The sequence below is a fragment of the Cryobacterium sp. AP23 genome (assembly GCF_054075385.1).
This window is the reverse complement of sequence record NZ_CM133415.1, coordinates 1,324,588-1,342,824: the sequence shown is the minus strand read 5'-3', so window position 1 is coordinate 1,342,824 and position 18,237 is coordinate 1,324,588. Positions and strand designations below refer to the sequence as shown.

14 protein-coding genes and 1 tRNA gene are annotated in these 18,237 nt (G+C 69.8%); 12 read left to right on the top strand and 3 right to left on the bottom strand.

What is annotated here, in order from left to right; all coding sequences use genetic code 11:
• Window positions 1-2: 2 nt before the first annotated feature.
• Window positions 3-713, bottom strand: a complete 711-nt coding sequence (locus tag ACU5E9_RS06355) for a FadR/GntR family transcriptional regulator (RefSeq protein ID WP_456812770.1) — start codon at window positions 711-713, stop codon at window positions 3-5.
• A 221-nt stretch (window positions 714-934) separates the two neighbouring features.
• On the opposite strand from ACU5E9_RS06355, the gene ACU5E9_RS06350 reads away from it, so the two are divergent.
• From ACU5E9_RS06350 to mfd, 3 genes are all read left to right on the top strand, one after another.
• Complete coding sequence (locus ACU5E9_RS06350; RefSeq protein ID WP_456812769.1) at window positions 935-1,555, top strand: 50S ribosomal protein L25/general stress protein Ctc; 621 nt, start codon at window positions 935-937, stop codon at window positions 1,553-1,555.
• Window positions 1,556-1,666: 111 nt separating this feature from the next.
• Window positions 1,667-2,254 carry an aminoacyl-tRNA hydrolase gene (pth, locus tag ACU5E9_RS06345; protein ID WP_456813507.1) on the top strand — a complete coding sequence of 196 codons (588 nt, stop codon included), beginning with the start codon at window positions 1,667-1,669 and terminating at the stop codon, window positions 2,252-2,254.
• A 29-nt stretch (window positions 2,255-2,283) separates the two neighbouring features.
• Window positions 2,284-5,919, top strand: coding sequence for a transcription-repair coupling factor (mfd, locus tag ACU5E9_RS06340; protein ID WP_456812768.1), 3,636 nt, complete (start codon window positions 2,284-2,286; stop codon window positions 5,917-5,919).
• On the opposite strand, the gene ACU5E9_RS06335 is transcribed toward mfd, so the two are convergent.
• Window positions 5,849-7,054 carry a Na+/H+ antiporter NhaA gene (locus ACU5E9_RS06335; protein ID WP_456812767.1) on the bottom strand — a complete coding sequence of 402 codons (1,206 nt, stop codon included), beginning with the start codon at window positions 7,052-7,054 and terminating at the stop codon, window positions 5,849-5,851. The two genes, mfd and ACU5E9_RS06335, sit on opposite strands and share 71 nt — an antisense overlap.
• 140 nt (window positions 7,055-7,194) lie before the next feature.
• On the opposite strand from ACU5E9_RS06335, the gene ACU5E9_RS06330 reads away from it, so the two are divergent.
• From ACU5E9_RS06330 to ACU5E9_RS06290, 9 genes are all read left to right on the top strand, one after another.
• Window positions 7,195-7,920 (top strand): MazG family protein, encoded by a 726-nt coding sequence (locus ACU5E9_RS06330; RefSeq protein WP_456812766.1) that lies wholly within the window; start codon window positions 7,195-7,197, stop codon window positions 7,918-7,920.
• A gap of 15 nt (window positions 7,921-7,935) precedes the next feature.
• Entirely contained in the window at window positions 7,936-8,469 is a 534-nt protein-coding gene (locus tag ACU5E9_RS06325; protein ID WP_456812765.1) for a ferritin, read from the top strand.
• 120 nt (window positions 8,470-8,589) lie between these two features.
• A complete protein-coding gene (hisS, locus tag ACU5E9_RS06320; protein WP_456812764.1) occupies window positions 8,590-9,843 on the top strand; it encodes a histidine--tRNA ligase in 1,254 nt (417 codons plus the stop codon).
• 161 nt (window positions 9,844-10,004) lie between these two features.
• Window positions 10,005-11,285, top strand: a complete 1,281-nt coding sequence (eno, locus tag ACU5E9_RS06315) for a phosphopyruvate hydratase (RefSeq protein WP_456812763.1) — start codon at window positions 10,005-10,007, stop codon at window positions 11,283-11,285.
• A gap of 177 nt (window positions 11,286-11,462) precedes the next feature.
• Window positions 11,463-12,092 (top strand): FtsB family cell division protein, encoded by a 630-nt coding sequence (locus tag ACU5E9_RS06310; protein WP_456812762.1) that lies wholly within the window; start codon window positions 11,463-11,465, stop codon window positions 12,090-12,092.
• Window positions 12,089-12,625, top strand: a complete 537-nt coding sequence (locus tag ACU5E9_RS06305) for a DUF501 domain-containing protein (RefSeq protein ID WP_456812761.1) — start codon at window positions 12,089-12,091, stop codon at window positions 12,623-12,625. The genes ACU5E9_RS06310 and ACU5E9_RS06305 overlap by 4 nt, the downstream gene beginning before the upstream one ends.
• A complete protein-coding gene (locus ACU5E9_RS06300) occupies window positions 12,622-13,899 on the top strand; it encodes a S8 family peptidase (protein WP_456812760.1) in 1,278 nt (425 codons plus the stop codon). Before ACU5E9_RS06305 ends, ACU5E9_RS06300 begins: the two co-directional genes overlap by 4 nt.
• 39 nt (window positions 13,900-13,938) lie before the next feature.
• A complete protein-coding gene (locus tag ACU5E9_RS06295) occupies window positions 13,939-15,390 on the top strand; it encodes an NAD(P)/FAD-dependent oxidoreductase (RefSeq protein WP_456812759.1) in 1,452 nt (483 codons plus the stop codon).
• A 70-nt stretch (window positions 15,391-15,460) separates the two neighbouring features.
• Window positions 15,461-15,537, top strand: a tRNA-Leu gene (locus ACU5E9_RS06290).
• Between the two features lie 96 nt (window positions 15,538-15,633).
• Here ACU5E9_RS06290 and ACU5E9_RS06285 read toward each other — a convergent pair.
• Window positions 15,634-18,207 (bottom strand): hypothetical protein, encoded by a 2,574-nt coding sequence (locus ACU5E9_RS06285; protein WP_456812758.1) that lies wholly within the window; start codon window positions 18,205-18,207, stop codon window positions 15,634-15,636.
• Window positions 18,208-18,237: the final 30 nt, after the last annotated feature.

Here is an 18,237-nt window from a genome sequence, read left to right as displayed (position 1 = left end):
ACTTATAGCGTTGATGCGGGATCGGCGGCCCAGGTGGGCTGCACCTCCGCATAGGTGCGGCGCATGATCAGCTCCATGGCCGCCCGCGCCTGATCCGGCCGGGCGGCCGCGATCGCATCCGCGACGTCGGCGTGCAACTGCAGGGTGTTCTCGTGCGGGTGGTCCGGCTGCAGGCCCAGGTCGGTGCGGCCGGAGAGCACCGCCGCGACGGGCTCGCCGAGCTTGGCGAACATCTCATTGCCCGAGCCCTCCAGCACCAGCCGGTGAAAGCGGATGTCCAGCTCCAGGAACGAGGACAGGTCGCCGGAGTCGCCCGCTGTGCGCATCAGCTCGGACACGTCCAACAGCTCGGCCGCGACGGAGGGCGCGGCGTGCCGGGCGGCCAGCTCCGCGGCCATCGGCTCCACCGCCGAGCGCAACTCGGTGAGCGAGCGCAGCTGTTCCCCTTTGCCGGGGCCGAGCAGGCGCCAGCGGATGATGGTGGGGTCGTAGGCGTTCCAGCTGGCCGGCGGCAGAACCTTGATGCCGACCCGTTTGACCGACTCGACGAGGCCCATCGATCCCAGCACCCGGATCGCCTCCCGGATCACCGACCGGCTCACGCCCTGGCGGCGTTCGATCTCGTCGGAAAGCAGGACGGTGCCCGCCGGAACCGTCCCGTCGACGATGGACCGCCCGACGTCTTCGGTCACTCGGGTGTGCAGGCTGGGCATGGTCGTCACTTTATCGTCTAGACTGTGGAGTTGAACTTCGGCGAGGGATTCGCGCCAGCCGGGAAACCGGCGCCAGCGAAATCCGTAATCGACGCGGCGAAAAGTCCTCCCCGGTCTTTCCTCACGCTGACATGCGTTCGAGTTGAATCAGTATCCATTCGTCGGGCTCAGGAGCCCGCGACACCACATCCGGGCGCACGTCGCCCGCAAGGAGACACACCATGGCCGAGGCCAAGAACAACAACAACAAGATTTCCGCTGACGCTCGCAACAGCTTCGGCAAGGGCGCTGCCCGCAAGCTGCGCGTGCTGGGCAAGATCCCCGCCGTCATCTACGGCCACGGCACCGACCCCGTGCACGTCGCCCTGCCGGCCCACGAGATCGGCCTGCTGCTGCGTCGTGCGAACGCCGTCCTGGAGCTCGACGTCGAGGGCACCACGCACCTGACCCTGGTCAAGGACGTGCAGAAGGACCCGGTTCGTCAGATCATCGAGCACCTCGACCTCATCGTCATCCGCAAGGGTGAGAAGGTCCAGGTTGAGGTCGCCGTGCACGTGACCGGCGAGTCCGCTCCCGGCACCATCGCGGACCTCGACGCCAAGACCCTGCTGCTCGAGGTCGAGGCCACGAACATCCCGCAGAGCGTCAGCATCGACATCGAGGGCCTCGAAGACGGCACCCTCATCCACGCCAGCGAGGTCAAGCTGCCTTCCGGCGCTGAGCTCATCTCCGACCCCGAGATGGTCGTCGTCGGCGTGCACCTGCCCGCCGAGGAAGAGGAAGAGGAAGAGGAGACCGCCGAAGGCGAAGAGGCTCCCGCCGAGGACGCTGCCGCCGAGTAGCCTTCCCCCTCCACCCGCCGGACAGAAACTCTGTGCTGTAGAAACTCTGTGCTGTAGAAATTCTGTGCTGTAGAAACTCTGTGTGACAGAAACTCCGTGTAAAGGAACCCCCTGGACGAGAATCTCTGGCTCGTAGTCGGGCTCGGTAACCCCGGGCCCGGCTACGCCGGCAACCGCCACAACGTCGGCCACATGGTGACCGCCGTGCTCGCCGACCGACTGCGGGCGAACTTCAAGAACCACAAGGCGAATTCCGCCGTCGCCGAGGGACGCAGCTTCCCCGGCGGCCCCAAGCTCGTTCTGGCCAAGCCGAACAGCTTCATGAACCTTTCCGGCGGGCCCGTCGCGGCGCTGCTGCGCTTCTACTCGATCGACGTCTCCCGCCTCATCGTCGTGCACGACGAGCTGGACCTGCCGTTCGACACGATGAAGATCAAGGTGGGTGGCGGCCACGGCGGCCACAACGGGCTGCGCGACATCATCGCCGCCACCGGCAGCAACGAGTTCATCCGCATCCGGATGGGTATCGGCCGTCCGCCCGGCCGGCAGAACGCCGCCGACTTCGTGCTGCACGACTACACCAGCACCGAGCGCGCGACCCTGCCGATCATGCTCGAGGATGCCGCGGACGCGGTCGAGATGATCGTCGCCGACGGGGTCACCTTGGCCCAGCAGAAGTTCCACGCCCCGCCCGCCTAGCGAGTCAGCGAAACCCGTAGACTTGTGCGGTGATTCTTCAGGGCTTGATTCCGGCGCTTTCCCGCGCCTCCACGTTCGACAACGCTCTGGCCTTCGCGGCCCGTGACGCCGACTTCTCCCTCACCGAGGGGCTGCGGGCCCCGCTGCTGGCCGCCCTGATGGAACAGCGCAACCGCCTCGACAAGGGCCGGGCCCTGTTCGTCATCACCGCCACCGGGCGCGAGTCCGAGGCGCTGCGGGAGAACCTCGGTTGCTTCTCCGACGAGGCCGAGATCGTCGAGTTCCCCGCCTGGGAGACCCTGCCGCACGAGCGCCTCAGCCCCAGCGCCGAGATCGTCGGCCGCCGGCTCTACGCGCTGCGGCGGATGCGCGACTGGGAGGCCCAGGATGCCGCCGCCCGCCGCCCGCTGATCGTGGTGGCCTCGGTGCGGGCCGCGCTGCAGCCCGTGGCCGACAACCTCACCGACTTCGACCCGCTCGAACTCACCGCCGGCGGCCGCGGTCACGACCTGGCGGCCATCGCCGTCGACCTCGTGAACGTGGCCTACGCCCGGGTCGACATGGTGACCCGCCGCGGCGAGTTCGCCGTGCGCGGCGGCATCCTCGACGTGTTCCCGCCGATGGCGGCGCATCCGTACCGGATCGAATTCTTCGGCGACGAGGTGGAACAGATCCGCGCGTTCGCGGTGGCCGACCAGCGCTCGATGCCCGAGCCGATCAGCTCGGTGAGCTTGCCGCCGAGCCGGGAACTGCTGCTCAGCCCCGCCGTGCGGCAGCGCGCCCGGGAGATGCAGCACGAGTTCCCCAGCCTCGCGGGCCTGCTCGCGAAGGTGGCCGAGGGCATCCCGGTGGAGGGCATGGAGAGCCTCGCGCCCGCCCTGGTCGACCGGCTCGTGCCCGTCACCCACTACCTGCCCCGCCAGGCCGCCGTCGCCGTGATCTCACCCGAACGGGTCGCTTCCCGTGCGATCAGCCTCGCCGAGACCAACCGGGAGTTCCTCTCCGCCGCCTGGAACGCCGCCACGGCCGGAGCGGAGGCCCCGATCGACCTGGCCAGCGGTGACTTCCTCACCCTGGGCACCCTGCGGGACGCCGTGCGCTACTCCGCCCCGGGCGAAGCCGCCACCGAACGGGTCTGGTGGACGATGAGCTCGTTCCAGGCCGCCCCCACCGACATCGAGGTGCTGCCGGAGCACCGGGAGATCGACGAGCTGCTCACCATCCGCATCGAGGGCGACGCGGTGCCGAGCTTCCAGGGCAACGTCGAGGGCGCCGTCGGGCACCTCTCCGCACGCCTCAAGGACGGCTGGACCGTCGCCGTCGTGGCCCAGGGCGCCGGCCTCGTCGACCGGGCCGCCGACGTGCTCGCCGGCGCCGAACTGCCCGCCCGCATCGTGGAGGAGTTCCCGGCGACCCCCGAGCCCGGCATCGCGTACCTGCTCAAGGCATCCATCGCGCACGGCTTCGAGATCCCGGAGACCAAGCTCACCCTGGTCAGCGAGAGCGAGTTCTACGGCCGCACCGTCGGCTACGACGCCCGCCAGATCAAGAAGCTCGCCAGCCGGCGGAAGAACGTCGTCGACCCGCTGCAGCTCAAGACCGGTGACCACGTGGTGCACCAGACCCACGGCATCGGCAAGTTCCTCGAGCTGACCCAGCGCGAGGTCTCCAGCGGCGGCCGCAACCCGGTCAAGACCACCCGCGAATACCTGGTGCTCGAATACGCGCCGTCCAAGCGCGGCCACGGCGGCGACAAGCTCTACGTGCCCACCGACCAGCTCGACCTGGTTTCCCGCTATGTCGGCGGTGAGGCGCCGGCGCTCTCCAAGATGGGCGGCAGCGACTGGTCGGCCGCGAAGACCAAGGCCCGCCGGGCGGTGCGCGACATCGCCGTCGAACTCGTCAAGCTGTACTCCGCGCGGATGGCCAGCAAGGGTCACGCGTTCGGCCCCGACACCCCGTGGCAGCGGGAGCTCGAGGAGGCGTTCCCGTTCGCGGAGACGCCCGACCAGCTCACCACCATCGAAGAGGTCAAGGCCGACATGGAACGGCCCATCCCGATGGACCGGCTGCTCTCCGGCGACGTCGGTTTCGGCAAGACCGAGGTGGCGGTGCGCGCCGCGTTCAAGGCCATCCAGGACGGCAAGCAGGTGGCCATGCTCGTGCCCACCACCCTGCTCGTGCGCCAGCACATGGAGACCTTCCAGGAGCGTTTCGCGGGGTTCCCGATCCACCTGCGCGCGCTCAGCCGGTTCCAGACCGACAAGGAATCCCGCGAGACCGTGGCAGGCATGCTCGACGGCACCGTCGACATGGTCATCGGCACCCACCGGCTGCTGTCGGACAACACCATCTTCAAGGACCTCGGCCTGGTCATCATCGACGAGGAACAGCGTTTCGGTGTCGAGCACAAGGATGCGTTGAAGAAGCTCAAGACCAACGTGGACATCCTCGCGATGAGCGCCACGCCCATCCCGCGCACCCTGGAGATGGCCGTCACCGGCATCCGGGAGATGTCCACCCTGGCCACCCCGCCCGAGGACCGGCACCCGATCCTCACCTTCGTCGGCCCGTACTCCGACCGCCAGGTGGCCGCCGCCATCCGCCGGGAACTGCTGCGCGAGGGCCAGATCTTCTTCGTGCACAACCGGGTCTCCAGCATCAACCGGGTGGCCGCGCAACTGGCCGAGCTGGTACCGGAAGCGCGTGTCGCGGTGGCGCACGGGCAGCTGCCCGAGGCGCAGCTGGAGCAGGTGGTGGTGGATTTCTGGGAGAACAAGTTCGACATCCTGGTCTCCACGACCATCATCGAGACCGGTCTGGACATCGCCAACGCGAACACCATCATCATCGACCGGGCCGACAAGTACGGCCTCAGCCAGCTGCACCAGCTGCGCGGCCGGGTGGGCCGGGCCCGGGAGCGGGCCTACGCCTACTTCCTCTACGACGAGAACAAGCCGCTCAGTGAGATCGCGCACGACCGCCTGGCCACCATCGCGGCCAACAACGAGCTCGGCGCCGGCATGCAGGTGGCGCTGAAAGACCTCGAGATCCGCGGAGCGGGCAACCTGCTCGGCGGCGAGCAGGCCGGCCACATCGCCGGGGTCGGCTTCGACCTGTACCTGCGCATGATCGGTGAGGCGGTGTCGACCTTCCGCGGCGACGTAGCCGAGGGCCAGACCGAGCTGCGGCTGGAGCTGCCCGTCGACGCGCACATCCCCGAGGAATATGTGGACAGCGAACGGTTGCGTCTGGAGGCCTACCAGAAGCTCTCCGGCGCCAGCGGCCCCGCAGCCGCCGACGACCAGATCGGCCTCGTGCTCGAGGAGCTCACCGACCGCTACGGCGAGCCGCCGGAGGCCGTGAGCAACCTCATCGCCGTCTCCCGGTTGCGCCGGCACGCCCAGCAGGCCGGCCTCGGCGAGGTCGTGGCGATGGGCTCCAACCTGCGCGTCGCGCCGGTGGACCTGGCCGACTCCATGCAGGTGCGGGTGCAGCGGATGTATCCCGGCACGAAGTACTCGGCCGCGGCCGGGTCGATGATCGTGCCGCTGCCGCGCGTGAACGGCGAGCCGGTGGCCGACGCCGCCCTGATCAAGTGGACGGGAGCGCTGCTGGATGCCGTGTTCCCGCGGCCCGTCGATACTGCCGTGCCCGCACACTGACCACAACCGCTGAGACGAGGATGGCGACCCCCGAGCCGAGCAGGACGGCGAGGGTGGCTTCGTCGACCACCTCGGTGTTCCCGGCGAACGCGAGGGCGCCCATCAGCAGCGACACCGTGAAGCCGATGCCGCCCAGGCACGCGACCATGACGATGTCGGCCAGCTTCAACCCGGCGCCCGACCCGCTGGGGCGCCGCGAGATCAGGCTGCCGAGCGCCCCGGCCAGGGTGATGCCGATGAGCTTGCCCACCGGCAGGGCCACCAGGATGCCCCAGAACGCCGGGCTGAGGTCGGCCGGGCTCACCCGCGGGATCGCGACCAGAGCCGCGGAGAAGGCGAACAACGGCAGGATCACGGCGTTCGAGTACGGCTCGAGCACGTGGTGGGCGCGGCCACCGGGAACCCGGGCCATCACCAGGCCGAGGATGACGCCGGCGATGGTGGCGTGCACGCCGGACAGGTAGGTGAAGTACCAGGTCGCCACGCCCAGCACGCCGAGGACCAGGACGACCGGCCAGACCGGCTTCCGGCCGAGCACCCAGGGGGAGCGGGGCTTGAGCAGCCGGCTGGTGACACCGAACAGGGTGGCCGTGATGGCGGCCACACCGATGAACTGCAGTTGCGGGTCCTGCGTGAAGAAGAACGCGATGATCAGGATGGCGACGAGGTCGTCGAGCACCGCCAGGGCGAGCAGGAACACCCGCACCCGGGTGGGGATGCCGCGGCCGAACACCGCCAGCACACCCAGGGCGAAGGCGATGTCGGTCGCGGTGGGCACCGGCCAGCCGGCCGCCAGCCCGGAGCCACGGGTGAGCAGCAGGTAGATGCCGGCCGGCACCACCACACCGCCCAGGGCGGCGAGGGCGGGCAACGCGGCCTTGCCCAGGCTGTTCAGGTCGCCGATGACGAGTTCGCGCTTGAGTTCGATGGCGATGAGGAAGAAGAACACCGCGAGCAGGCCGTCGCTGATCCAGTGCTTCGCCGACAGGTCGAGCCCGAAGATGCCGGTGGGCAGGTGCTCATTGGCGGCCATGATGAGCGCGGGGCCGAAGGCCAGGTTCGCGGCCACCAGGCCGAGCACCCCGGCGATCAGGAGGAATCCGGCGGCGTAGCGCTCGGAACGGATGAAGGTCATGCGGTGTCCTGTCCACCCGGCAGCAAAGCGGGTCGGTTCGACGTCGAGAACGACAACGCGTCGCCCGCCGACCAGACTTCCCGGCACACCTGCGCCCAGTTTAGCCGGGCCTCCCGGGACGGGGCCGCCTACGATGGAGTGTGACCGATTCAGCCCAGCCCACCGCATCCGCCGGCAGCCCCTCCAGCCTCGACGAACTGGTGACGACGGTCGCCCGGCTGCGCGCGCCCGGTGGCTGCCCGTGGGATGCGGAGCAGACCCACGAGTCGCTCGTGCAGTACCTCACCGAGGAGACCCACGAGCTGATCGAGGCGATCGAGAGCGGCAGCCGCGAAGACCTGCTCGAGGAGCTCGGCGACGTGCTCTACCAGGTGGTCTTCCACGCGGCCATCGCCGCCGAGACGCCCGGCGAGGGGTTCGACATCCAGGATGTCGCCGCCGGGATGACCCGCAAGATGGTGGGCCGGCATCCGCACGTGTTCGGTGGCACGAAGACGCAGAGCCTCGACGAGGTCGTCGCCGGCTGGGACGACGTGAAGGCGGCCGAGAAACCGCACCGCACCAGCGTGCTCGACGGCATCCCGCAGGGCATGCCCGCCCTGGCACTGGCCGACAAGGTGATCGGGAAGGCCCAGAAGATCGGCCTGCTCGAGACGGATCCGCCGGCGCTGCTGCCCATCAACAGCGAGGCCGAGCTCGGCCCGATCCTGCTCGCGATCGTGTCGGCGGCCAAGGCGCAGGGCCTCGATTCCGAACGGGCCCTCCGCACCGCCCTCCGCGACCTGCAGGAGGAGATCCGCGCGGCCGAACGGGAGAGCGGCTCCGACCCCGCCGACGCCGGCGTCATCGCGTTCCCCTCCGAGTAGCACTAACGTCGGACCATGACCGAGACATCCTTCAACGCGCTCCTGACCCAGCAAATCGGCAACGAGTTCGCCGCGTCCCAGCAGTACATCGCCATCGCCACCTGGTTCGACAGCCAGGACCTGCCCCAGCTCGCCGCGCACTTCTACCGCCAGTCGGTGGAGGAGCGCAACCACGCCATGATGCTCGTGCAGTACCGGCTCGACCGCGGCCTCGAGGTCGTCATCCCCGGCGTGCCCGCCGTGATCAACGGTTTCACCAACATCGTCGAGCCGATCGCGCTGGCCCTCGCCCAGGAGCAGCAGGTCACCGGCCAGATCGAGGCCCTGTTCCGGGCCGCCCGCTCCGACGGTGACGCCCTCGGCGAGCAGGCCATGCTCTGGTTCCTCAAGGAACAGGTCGAGGAGGTCGCCTCCATGTCGACCCTGCTCACCATCGCCAAGCGCGCCAAGGACAACCTCTTCGACATCGAGAACTTCATCGCCCGCGAGCACGTCGGCGACGCCGGCCTCGAAGCGGATGCCCCCGGCGCCGCCGGCGGCGCCCTCTAACCCCACGGCGCCGCAACTGTTACCCGTGCGGACAAGTGCACCCGGCACACCGGGCCCACTTGTCCGCAGCGGGAACAGTCGCGGCCGGGCGGACCTGCGCGACCTGACAGAATTGGGGGCATGGCAACAGCAGTGACCCCTCCCCGCGGCATGCGCGACTTCCTTCCGGCCGACAAGGCCACCCGCGAGAGGGCGCTGGGCGTCATCCGGCAGAGTTTCGCCGCGCACGGCTTCGACGAGATCGAAACGCCCGTGATGGAGGACACTGCCAGGTTGCACTCCGGTCTCGGCGGCGACAACGAGAAACTCGGCTTCGCCGTGCTCAAGCGTGGCCTCGCCCCGGCCGACCTCGTGGCCGCGGCCGACGCGGACGACCTGCTCTCGCTGGCCGACCTGGGCCTGCGCTTCGACCTCACCGTGCCGCTGGCCCGGTTCTACGCCAGCCACCGCGCCGACCTGCCCGCCGTGTTCCGGTCCATCCAGATCGCCCCGGTCTGGCGCGCCGAACGCCCGCAGAAGGGCCGCTACCGCCAGTTCATGCAGTGCGACATCGACATCATCGGCGAGGCCGGCCCGCTGGCCGAGATCGAACTGATCACCGCCACCGTCGCCGCGCTCGACAACCTGGGTCTGACCGGCTGTTCGGTGCGCATCAACGACCGGCGCATCCTCAGCACCATGCTCGCCAGCTGGGGCGTCGCGGCCGACCTCACCGAACGCGCCCTGATCACCCTCGACAAGCTCGACAAGATCGGCGTGGACGGCGTCGTCACCGAGCTCGGCGGCCTCGGCATCGAACGCGACGGGCTGGCCGACACCCTGGCGGGCTTCGCCGACGCCGGTTGGCCCGACCCCGCGGATGCGCCGGCCTGGCTGGACGCGGCGGCGTACGCCGACCTGCAGTCGCTCCGCGCCGCCCTGCCCGGCGTTGCCCTGGAGTTCGACCCCACCCTGGTGCGGGGGATGGGCTACTACACCGGCACCATCTTCGAGATCGCCCACCCCGACCTGGGCTACTCGCTCGGCGGCGGCGGCCGCTACGACGGCATGATCGGCCGGTTCCTCGGCACCGATGTGCCCGCCTGCGGCTTCTCGATCGGCTTCGAGCGGATTGTCGACCTGCTCGCCGGCGCGGACGACGAGACCGGCAACGCCGTCGTCCTCGTGCACGAGAAGGACGCCGACCCGGCCGCGCTCGTCGCCCTCAAGACGGCTCTCGTGGCCCAGGGCCTGCGGGTGCGCCTGGACAAGCGCACCAAGAATCTCAAGGCCCTGCTCGAACGGGCCGGTGCCGCCGGCTACGGCCGGTTCGCCTTCGTGACCGACGACTCCGTCGCACCGGAGGACCTCGTCTTCAAACCGCTGGCCGACTGAACGGCGCGTGATCTGCCGGTGAACGGGACTTCAGTCCTGACCGCACCCGCGTACCGATCACTAGACTGGTCAACGGACTGGGACACAGCGGCGTCTTCCTCAAAATCCACCCGGACTTAGAAATCCAAAAATAGATAGACAGACAGACACAGGAGATAGTTGTGGCTCTTATTGACGCAGTTGTTGCACGCGAAATCCTCGACTCTCGGGGAAACCCGACCGTCGAGGTCGAGGTTCTGCTCGAGGACGGCACGCTGAGCCGTGCCGCCGTTCCATCAGGCGCCTCCACCGGTGCCTTCGAAGCTTACGAGCTGCACGACGGTGACAAGAAGCGTTACCTCGGCAAGGGCGTGCTCAAGGCCGTCGGCTCCGTCACCGACGAGCTCGGCCCGGCCGTCGAAGACCTCGACGCCGCCGACCAGCGCATCATCGACATGGTCCTCAACGAGACCGACGGCACCGTCAACAAGGAGCGCGTCGGCGCGAACGCCATCCTCGGCGTGAGCCTGGCCGTCGCCAAGGCCGCAGCCAGCTCGGCCGACCTGCCCCTCTTCCGCTACCTCGGCGGCCCGAACGCCCACACCCTGCCGGTGCCGATGATGAACATCATCAACGGTGGCTCGCACGCTGACAACGACGTCGACATCCAGGAATTCATGGTTGTCCCGCTCGGTGCCCCCACGTTCAGCGAAGGCCTGCGCTGGGGCGTTGAGGTCTACCACGCCCTCAAGGGCCTGCTGAAGAGCAAGGGCCTGGCCACCGGCCTCGGCGACGAGGGTGGCTTCGCCCCCAACCTGCCCAGCAACCGTGCCGCGCTCGACCTCATCGTCGAAGCCATCACGCTCGCCGGCTACACGCCCGGCACCGACATCGGCCTGGCACTGGACTGCGCCGCCACCGAGTTCTTCAAGGACGGCGTGTACCACTTCGAGGGCAAGGAACTGACCTCGACCGAGATCGTCGCGTACTACGCCGAGCTCCTCGAGGCGTACCCGCTCGTCTCCATCGAAGACCCGCTCGAGGAGGAGGACTGGGAAGGCTACGTCCACCTCACCGCTCAGCTCGGCGACAAGGTTCAGATCGTCGGAGACGACCTGTTCGTCACCAACCCGATCCGCCTGGCCAAGGGCCTGGAGATCAAGGCTGCCAACTCGATCCTGATCAAGGTCAACCAGATCGGCACCCTGACCGAGACGATGGATGCCGTCGCCCTCGCCCAGCGCGCCGGCTACACGACCGTCATCTCGCACCGCTCCGGTGAGACCGAAGACACCTTCATCGCCGACCTCGCCGTCGCGACGGATGCCGGCCAGATCAAGACCGGTGCCCCGGCCCGCAGCGAGCGCGTTGCCAAGTACAACCAGCTCCTGCGCATCGAAGAAGAGCTCGGCGAGGCCGCGGTCTACGCCGGCCGCTCCGCGTTCCCGCGCTTCAAGGCGTAACCAGCACCAGAGCAGGACCCCAGCCCGGCGGGCTGGGGTCCTTCTTCTTGCCTGCGGGTTTGCTCAGGATCGCCGCCGCGCCACCCGTGGCGGAGCTCAGCGACCGAAAGTTCTGGCACTCTAGAACAGGAGAAATCCGCCGCCGGGCGCTACCGGTGGCAATCGGAGGGGAGTGACGTGACCTGGAACGGCTCGGGCATGACCCCGCCACGCCTCCCCGAACCGCGCCGCCCCAAGCCCAAACCCAAGGCCGACCCGGCCAAGGCGCCGGCCAAGCCCGCCGCCACGTCCACGACGAAGGCCGCCGGCAAGACCATGCCCCGGCCGGACTCGAAGGCCCGTACCGTGCGGCAACCGGTGCAGCTCGCCAGCACCGAGACCGCGGCCGGCAACTGGCTGCGGGGACTGCGCCTGTCCGGTTTCTCCTTCGTGATGATGGGCATCCTCGTCCTGGCCGTGATCGTCCTGGCCCCGAGCGTGCGCACGTACGCCGAACAACGCCAGCAGATCGACGAGCTCCGCGCCACTGTCGCCGCGCAAGAAGCGGATGTCGACAACCTCAAGGATGAACGGGAACGCTGGAACGACCGCACCTTCGTCACGACCCAGGCGCGTGACCGGCTCTCCTACGTGATGCCGGGCGACGTCAGCTTCCTGGTTCTCAACGACACCGGCGCCACCGTCGACGGTTCCGCCGACACGGCAGCCGTCAGCACGGCCATCCAGGACACCGAAGTCGACTGGGTCGACTCGATGTTTCGATCGGTGATGACCGCCGGGCTCGCACCACAGGAGGCAGCGAAATGACCAGACCCCCCTTCGACCCCGCCACCGCGGCCGACATCAGCACGGTCTCCGCGCAGCTGGGCCGCCCGGCGCGGAACGTCATCGGCATCGCCGCGCGCTGTGTCTGCGGCGCTCCCACCGTCGTCGCGACCGCGCCGCGCCTGGCGGACGGCACGCCGTTCCCCACCCTGTACTACCTGTCGCACCCTGCTGCGACCGCCGCGCTCTCCTTCCTCGAAGCGACGCAGGTGATGAACGAGTACAACCAGATGCTCGCCGACGATGAGGGCCTCCGCGCCCACTACCGATCCGCGCACGAGAGCTTCCTGGCCGATCGGGAAATGATCGGCGTGGTCCCCGAACTCGCCGGGGTGTCCTCCGGCGGCATGCCCGTTCGGGTGAAGTGCCTGCACGCCCTCGCCGCGCACTCCCTGGCGGCGGGACCGGGTGTCAACCCGATCGGCGACCTCGCGCTGATCCGCGCCGCCTGGTCGCCCGCGGTGTGCGAATGCCTGGACTACGCCCCGCCGGTGGCGCCGCCGGCCGACGCGTGAGTCGGCCCTGGCGCCGACCCCTCGCCGTCCTGGCGATCCTTGCCGCCGTGGTCGTGCCCGTCGTAGCGGTCGCCGGTGACGCTCCGGCCGCCCGCGCCGACCAGGTTCGCGACCTCGAATACTGGCTGAACGACTACGGCTTCAGCGAAGCCTGGAACACCAGCAAGGGCTCCGGCGTGACCGTCGCCGTCATCGACACGGGTGTGGACGGCAGCGTCGCCGAACTCAGCGGTGTTGTCACCGGCGGCACGGATGTCTCCGGCCTCGGCTCGTCCAACGGCCAGACCCCGGTCGGGGAGGACAACGAGCACGGCACCCTGGTGGCGTCGCTGCTCGCCGGCCGCGGCACCGCCACCGACAGCGGCCTGATCGGCGTCGCCCCGGAGGCGAAGATCCTCAGCGTCTCGGTGGCCTTCGGCACCAGCGGGGCGGAGCTGAGCAATGACGACCAGATCGCCAAGGGCATCCGCTGGGCCGTCGACAACGGCGCCGACGTGATCAACATGTCGCTGACCCGCAACACCCTGGACTGGCCCACCAGCTGGGACGACGCCTTCATGTACGCCTTCGAGAACGACGTCGTCGTCGTCGCCGCCGCGGGCAACCGGGGCAGCGGCACCGCCGAGGTCGGGGCTCCGGCCACCATCCCCGGCGTGCTCACCGTCGCCGGCGTCGACCGGGCCAAGGAGGCCAGCTTCGACGCGTCCTCGCAGGGCATCACCATCGCCGTCGCCGCGCCCAGCGAGAAACTCGTCGGTGTCGCCCCCGGCGGCGGCTACCTGCAGTGGGACGGCACCAGCGCGGCCGCCCCGATCGTGTCCGGCCTGGTGGCGCTGGTGCGCTCGAAGTTCCCGAAGCTGGATGCCGCCGGGGTGATCAACCGGATCATCGAAACCGCGAACGCCAACGGCCACACCGTGCCCAGCCCGATCTACGGCAACGGCCTCATCGACGCCGCCGGGGCCGTGTCGGACTCGGTGCCGAAGTCGACCTCCGCCACCCCCACCGAGCTGTTGCAGGAGTGGATCACCCTGCACCGCCGGGCGATCACCGCACCGGTGACCCCCACCGAAACGGCCCCGGCGGAGCCGATCGTACCCGATCCCGACCCCGCCCTGCCGGAGCGGAACACCGCCGCGGCCTGGCTGCCGAGCCCCCTCACCCTCACCTACGTGAGCCTGCCGCTCGCCGTACTGGTGGGGTTTGGTATCCTTGTAACGCTGTTCGGCATTGGGGCCACGCGGCATTTCAAGCGAATTCGTTCCAAGCTCTAAAATTTCGCGTATCCAATCCCTGTAGGAGGCCTTCTAATCGTGCCCAAAATTCTCATCGTCGGTGGCGGCTACGCGGGGTTCTATACCGCCTGGAAGCTGGAGAAGTGGCTGCGCCCCGGCGAAGCCGAGGTCACCATGGTCGACCCGCTGCCGTACATGACCTACCAGCCGTTCCTGCCCGAGGTGGCCGCCGGATCGATCGATCCCCGCCACTCGGTCGTCGCGCACCGCGCCCACCTGAAGAAGACCAGCGTCCTCACCGCGAAGGTCACCCACGTGAACCACGCCGAGAAGACCGCGACCATCACGCCGCCCGTCGGCGAGCCGTGGGAATTCAAATACGACATCGTCGTGGTCACCGCCGGCGCCGTGTCGCGCACCTTCCCGATCCCCGGGGTCGCCGACCAGGCCATCGGCCTGAAGACCATCGAGGAAGCCGTCGCGATCCGCGACAAGGTCCTCACCAACTTCGACAAGGCAGCCCAGCTGCCCGCCGGCCCCGAGCGCGACCGCCTGCTGACCTTCGTGGTCATCGGCGGCGGCTTCGCCGGCATCGAGGTCTTCGCGGAACTCCGCTCCTTCGCCAGCTCGCTGCTGACGAAGTACCCGGAGATCGCCTTCGAGGACACCCACTTCCACCTCATCGAGGCCATGGGTCGCATCATGCCCGAGGTGTCCGAGTCGACCGCGCTCTGGGTCATCAAGAACCTCGCCGAGCGTGGCGCAGAGGTGCACCTGAACACCCAGCTCACCTCCGCCGTCGACGGCGTGATCGAGCTCTCCACCGGTGAGTCGTTCGAATCCGACCTCATCGTCTGGACCGCCGGCGTCATGGCGAACCCGGGCATCGTGCGCAACACCGACCTGCCGATCGAGGAGCGTGGCCGCCTGAAGGTGCGCACCGACCTGCGCGTGGGCACCGAGGACGAGATCATTGCCGATGCCTGGGGCGCCGGCGACATCACCGCCGTTCCCGACCTCTCCGGCGGCGGCGTCGGCGGCTTCTGCGTGCCCAACGCGCAGCACGCCGTTCGTCAGGGCAAGCTGATGGCCAAGAACATCGTCGCGGTCCTCCGCGGCGAAGGCACCGTCGAGTACAACCACAAGAACCTGGGCGCCGTCGCGGGCCTTGGCCTGGGTGTCGGTGCGTTCCAGTCCGGCAAGTTCGCCCTCAAGGGCTTCCCGGCCTGGGTCGCCCACCGCGGCTACCACGGCCTGGCCATGCCGAGCTGGGAGCGCAAGATCCGCGTTGTCGGTGGTTGGGTGCTGAACATCTTCCTCGGCCGCGACATCGTGTCCATCGAGGCTGTGCAAACCCCGCGTGCGGTGTTCGAGCAGTTCGCCTCCCGTCCGAAGCCGCCGGTCGCCGCCCCCGCCGAGGCCCCGGCCGCGCCGGTCAAGGCGCCGCGCGCGCCGCGCAAGGCTCCGGTCAAGAAGCCCGTCGAGGTCGCCGCCGCCGAATCCGGCACGGAGACCGTCGCCGCACCGTAAAGTCACCAGTGGATGCCGCACGCTCGTGCGGTATCCGCTCGTGATGCCCGACTGCTCGTTAGTCGGGCGTGCCCCCGTAGCCCAACCGGCAGAGGCAGGCGACTTAAAATCGTCACAGTCTGGGTTCGAATCCCAGCGGGGGCACCATCACGCACGGCCCGGTGCTGTTTCTCAGCGCAACAGTGCCTCTCAGGGCAACACTGCCTCTCAGGGCAACACTGCCGCTCGGTGCAGCTGTACCGGTCAGCGCTGCGCGGGGAGCACGAAGCGCTGCCAGGCCCAGGCGGCCACGCTCACCCCGGCGAACAGCACGCCGGCCACCCAGAGCAGCCGCACGCTGCCGTCGCCGGTCCAGGCGTCGATCGTGGGGGAGAGCAGCACGAACAGGGCCAGGAACGCCGGCACGGTCAGTGCCGCCCAGACCGGCGGCGACCAGGCGAGGACGCTGCGTCCGCTGGTGCTTCCCACCGGGATCAGCACGAGAACGGCCGAACCGATCGACGCCAGCACCACCGTGTTCACGAATTCGGCGGCGAGGGTGCTGACGAACCCGTCGGCCGTGGGAAGCGTGCCCACGACGACCAGGCCGACCAGCCCGAGCGCCAGCAGGCTGCCCGCCCGCACGGCCGCGAGCTTGCCCCGTTCAGCGGCGAGCGGCCCGGTGCGCACCACCACACTGCCCAGCAGGCCGAAGAGCAGGGCGGGGTGCAGCTCGAGGGCCCGGGAGGCGAGAGCGGTGATCGCCACCAGCACCAGGTAGCGAGGCAGGATGGTGGTGGTCACGTCCAGGTGCAGGGCGCGGGAACCCCACCATTGCGGCACCAGCATGGCCACGGCGTTCACCACGGCCAGGGCGAGCAGCACGGCGAGCAGTAACCGCAGGTAGCTCGGTGTGCCGGCGACTGGGCCGGAGAGCAGCACGAAGACCGACGCAGCAACCAGGGCCACGCCGCCGATGACGGACTGGCTCAGCTGGACCGTCGGGGCCACCTCGAAGTCTTCGCGGGGGTGATTGCGGCCCGCGACGTGGTGCCCGGTGAAGATCGGCCGGCCGCCCCTGGCCCGGGAGACCGTGCCGGCCAGCAGCCGGGCGGGGAAGACGAGGAGCAACAGCGCACCCAGGGTGAGGAGGGCAGCCTGCGGCCACGGGAACTGGGCCACGGTCCACGGCGGGATCACGGCGGTGCTGAATTGGGTGGGGTCGCTCCAGCCTCCGGGCACCGTCAACTCCGGGGGCGCGCCGGCCTCGTCGTCGGGTCCGGACGGGGCCGGGACGCCGGGCGTCGGGGTCGCCGAGGGGCTGCCGGGTGTGGTGGGAGCCGGTGTGGTGGGAGAGGGTGTGGCCGGGGGCGCTGATGCGGCCGGGGTCGGCGTGGCCGGCACGGCGGCGGTGGGGCTGGGCGTGGGTTGCGGGGTCGCCGTGGGGGATGGCGTGGCCGCGGCGGGGCCGAAGCGCACCCGGATGGGTTCGCTGCCGGCGCTGACATTGCCCGCCGCATCCTGCTGCACCGCGCGCAGGGGGTAGGAGCCGGCGGCCACACCCGAGCCGGAGCAGGACCAGGTGCCACCGGAGACGACGCTGCTGCACACCGAGTACGGGCCGGCGAAGACGGTGACGGTGGCCCCGTTCTCGCCCTGGCCGTAGTACTGCGACCCGGCCAGGGACACCGTGCTGCCGGCGGTGGGGGCGACCACCACGGGGGAGGCCGGGGCATCGACGTCGATCGTCAGGGACACCGGAGCGCTGGCCGGGGACGAGTCCGGGGCGCTGAAGCCGGTCTGCTGGGAGGCGGTGATCTGCTCAGGACCGCTGACCAGGCCGCCCTGCAGCAGGCAGGCCCAGGCGCCGGAGGAGTCGACGGTGAATGAGCAACTCTGGCCGCCCGCGAGGGTGGCGGTGACGGTGGCGCCGGGGTAGCCCGTTCCGCGGACCAGCCCGCCGGTGCTGGACTGGCCGGTCGCCCCGCCCGTGACGGTGGGCGCCTGCAGCACCCGTACGGTGTGCGAGGCGGAGAAGCTCGCCTGGCCGGTGGCCACGACCCGGAGTTGGACGGCCGGTCCGCTGGGCAGGAGCACGCCGGCGCAGCTCCAGGTCGGGGTCCCGTCGGTGGCGACGATGCAGATCGGATCCCCGCCGGTGGGGGAGAGGAGCTGGATTTCGTGGGCGGGGTCGCGGCTGCCGGAAATGCTGGTGCTGCCGCCGACGAAGCTGCCGGTGGCCGGCGCGTCGATCGTCGGGGCGGATGCCGGCGGTGGCGACGTCGGTGTGGGGGTCGGCGTGGGCGTGGGCGTGGGCGTGGGCGTGGGCGTTGGCGTGGGAGTGGGAGTGGGAGTGGGCGTCGGAGTCGGCGTTGCGGTCGGTTTCGGCGTCGGTGTGGCCGTCGGCTTACGAGTTGGTGTCGGCGTCGGGGTGGGAGTGGCCGTGGCCGTGGGCGCCGGCGAGGGCGACCTGGTGGCAGTCGGGGATGGCGTCGAGGTGGGCGAAACCGATGGCGTCGGGGCGACGGACGGTGCCGGGGCGGCGCTTTCCAGCGGCGCCTTCGGGGGCGTCGGCGCGGAGCTCGTCGTGGGCGTTGGGGTGGGCGTCGGCGTGGGAGTGGGCGTCGGGGTCGCGGTAGGCGTCGGCGTCGGTGTGGCCGTCGCCGTGGCGGTCGGCGTGGGCGTCGAGGTGGCGGCCGACACCGATGCGGGCGGACCCAGCAGGGGAACGGTGAGCAGCAGGCCCAGGACCGCGCCGGCCAGCATCGACGCGCGCTTCAGCCGGCGACGGGGTCGGATGACCGGCCCGTGCGCGGAACTGCGACGTTGCGTGGACATGAACCCCCTCCCTCCATTCCATGGGCCATG

Coding starts and splice junctions, on each gene's coding strand:
- ACU5E9_RS06350 (WP_456812769.1), top strand. CDS start 935: ATGGCCGAGGCCAAGAACAACAACAACAAGATTTCCGCTGACGCTCGC.
- ACU5E9_RS06305 (WP_456812761.1), top strand. CDS start 12,089: ATGACCAGACCCCCCTTCGACCCCGCCACCGCGGCCGACATCAGCACG.
- ACU5E9_RS06335 (WP_456812767.1), bottom strand. CDS start 7,054: ATGACCTTCATCCGTTCCGAGCGCTACGCCGCCGGATTCCTCCTGATC.
- ACU5E9_RS06355 (WP_456812770.1), bottom strand. CDS start 713: ATGCCCAGCCTGCACACCCGAGTGACCGAAGACGTCGGGCGGTCCATC.
- ACU5E9_RS06285 (WP_456812758.1), bottom strand. CDS start 18,207: ATGTCCACGCAACGTCGCAGTTCCGCGCACGGGCCGGTCATCCGACCC.
- hisS (WP_456812764.1), top strand. CDS start 8,590: ATGGCAACAGCAGTGACCCCTCCCCGCGGCATGCGCGACTTCCTTCCG.
- ACU5E9_RS06325 (WP_456812765.1), top strand. CDS start 7,936: ATGACCGAGACATCCTTCAACGCGCTCCTGACCCAGCAAATCGGCAAC.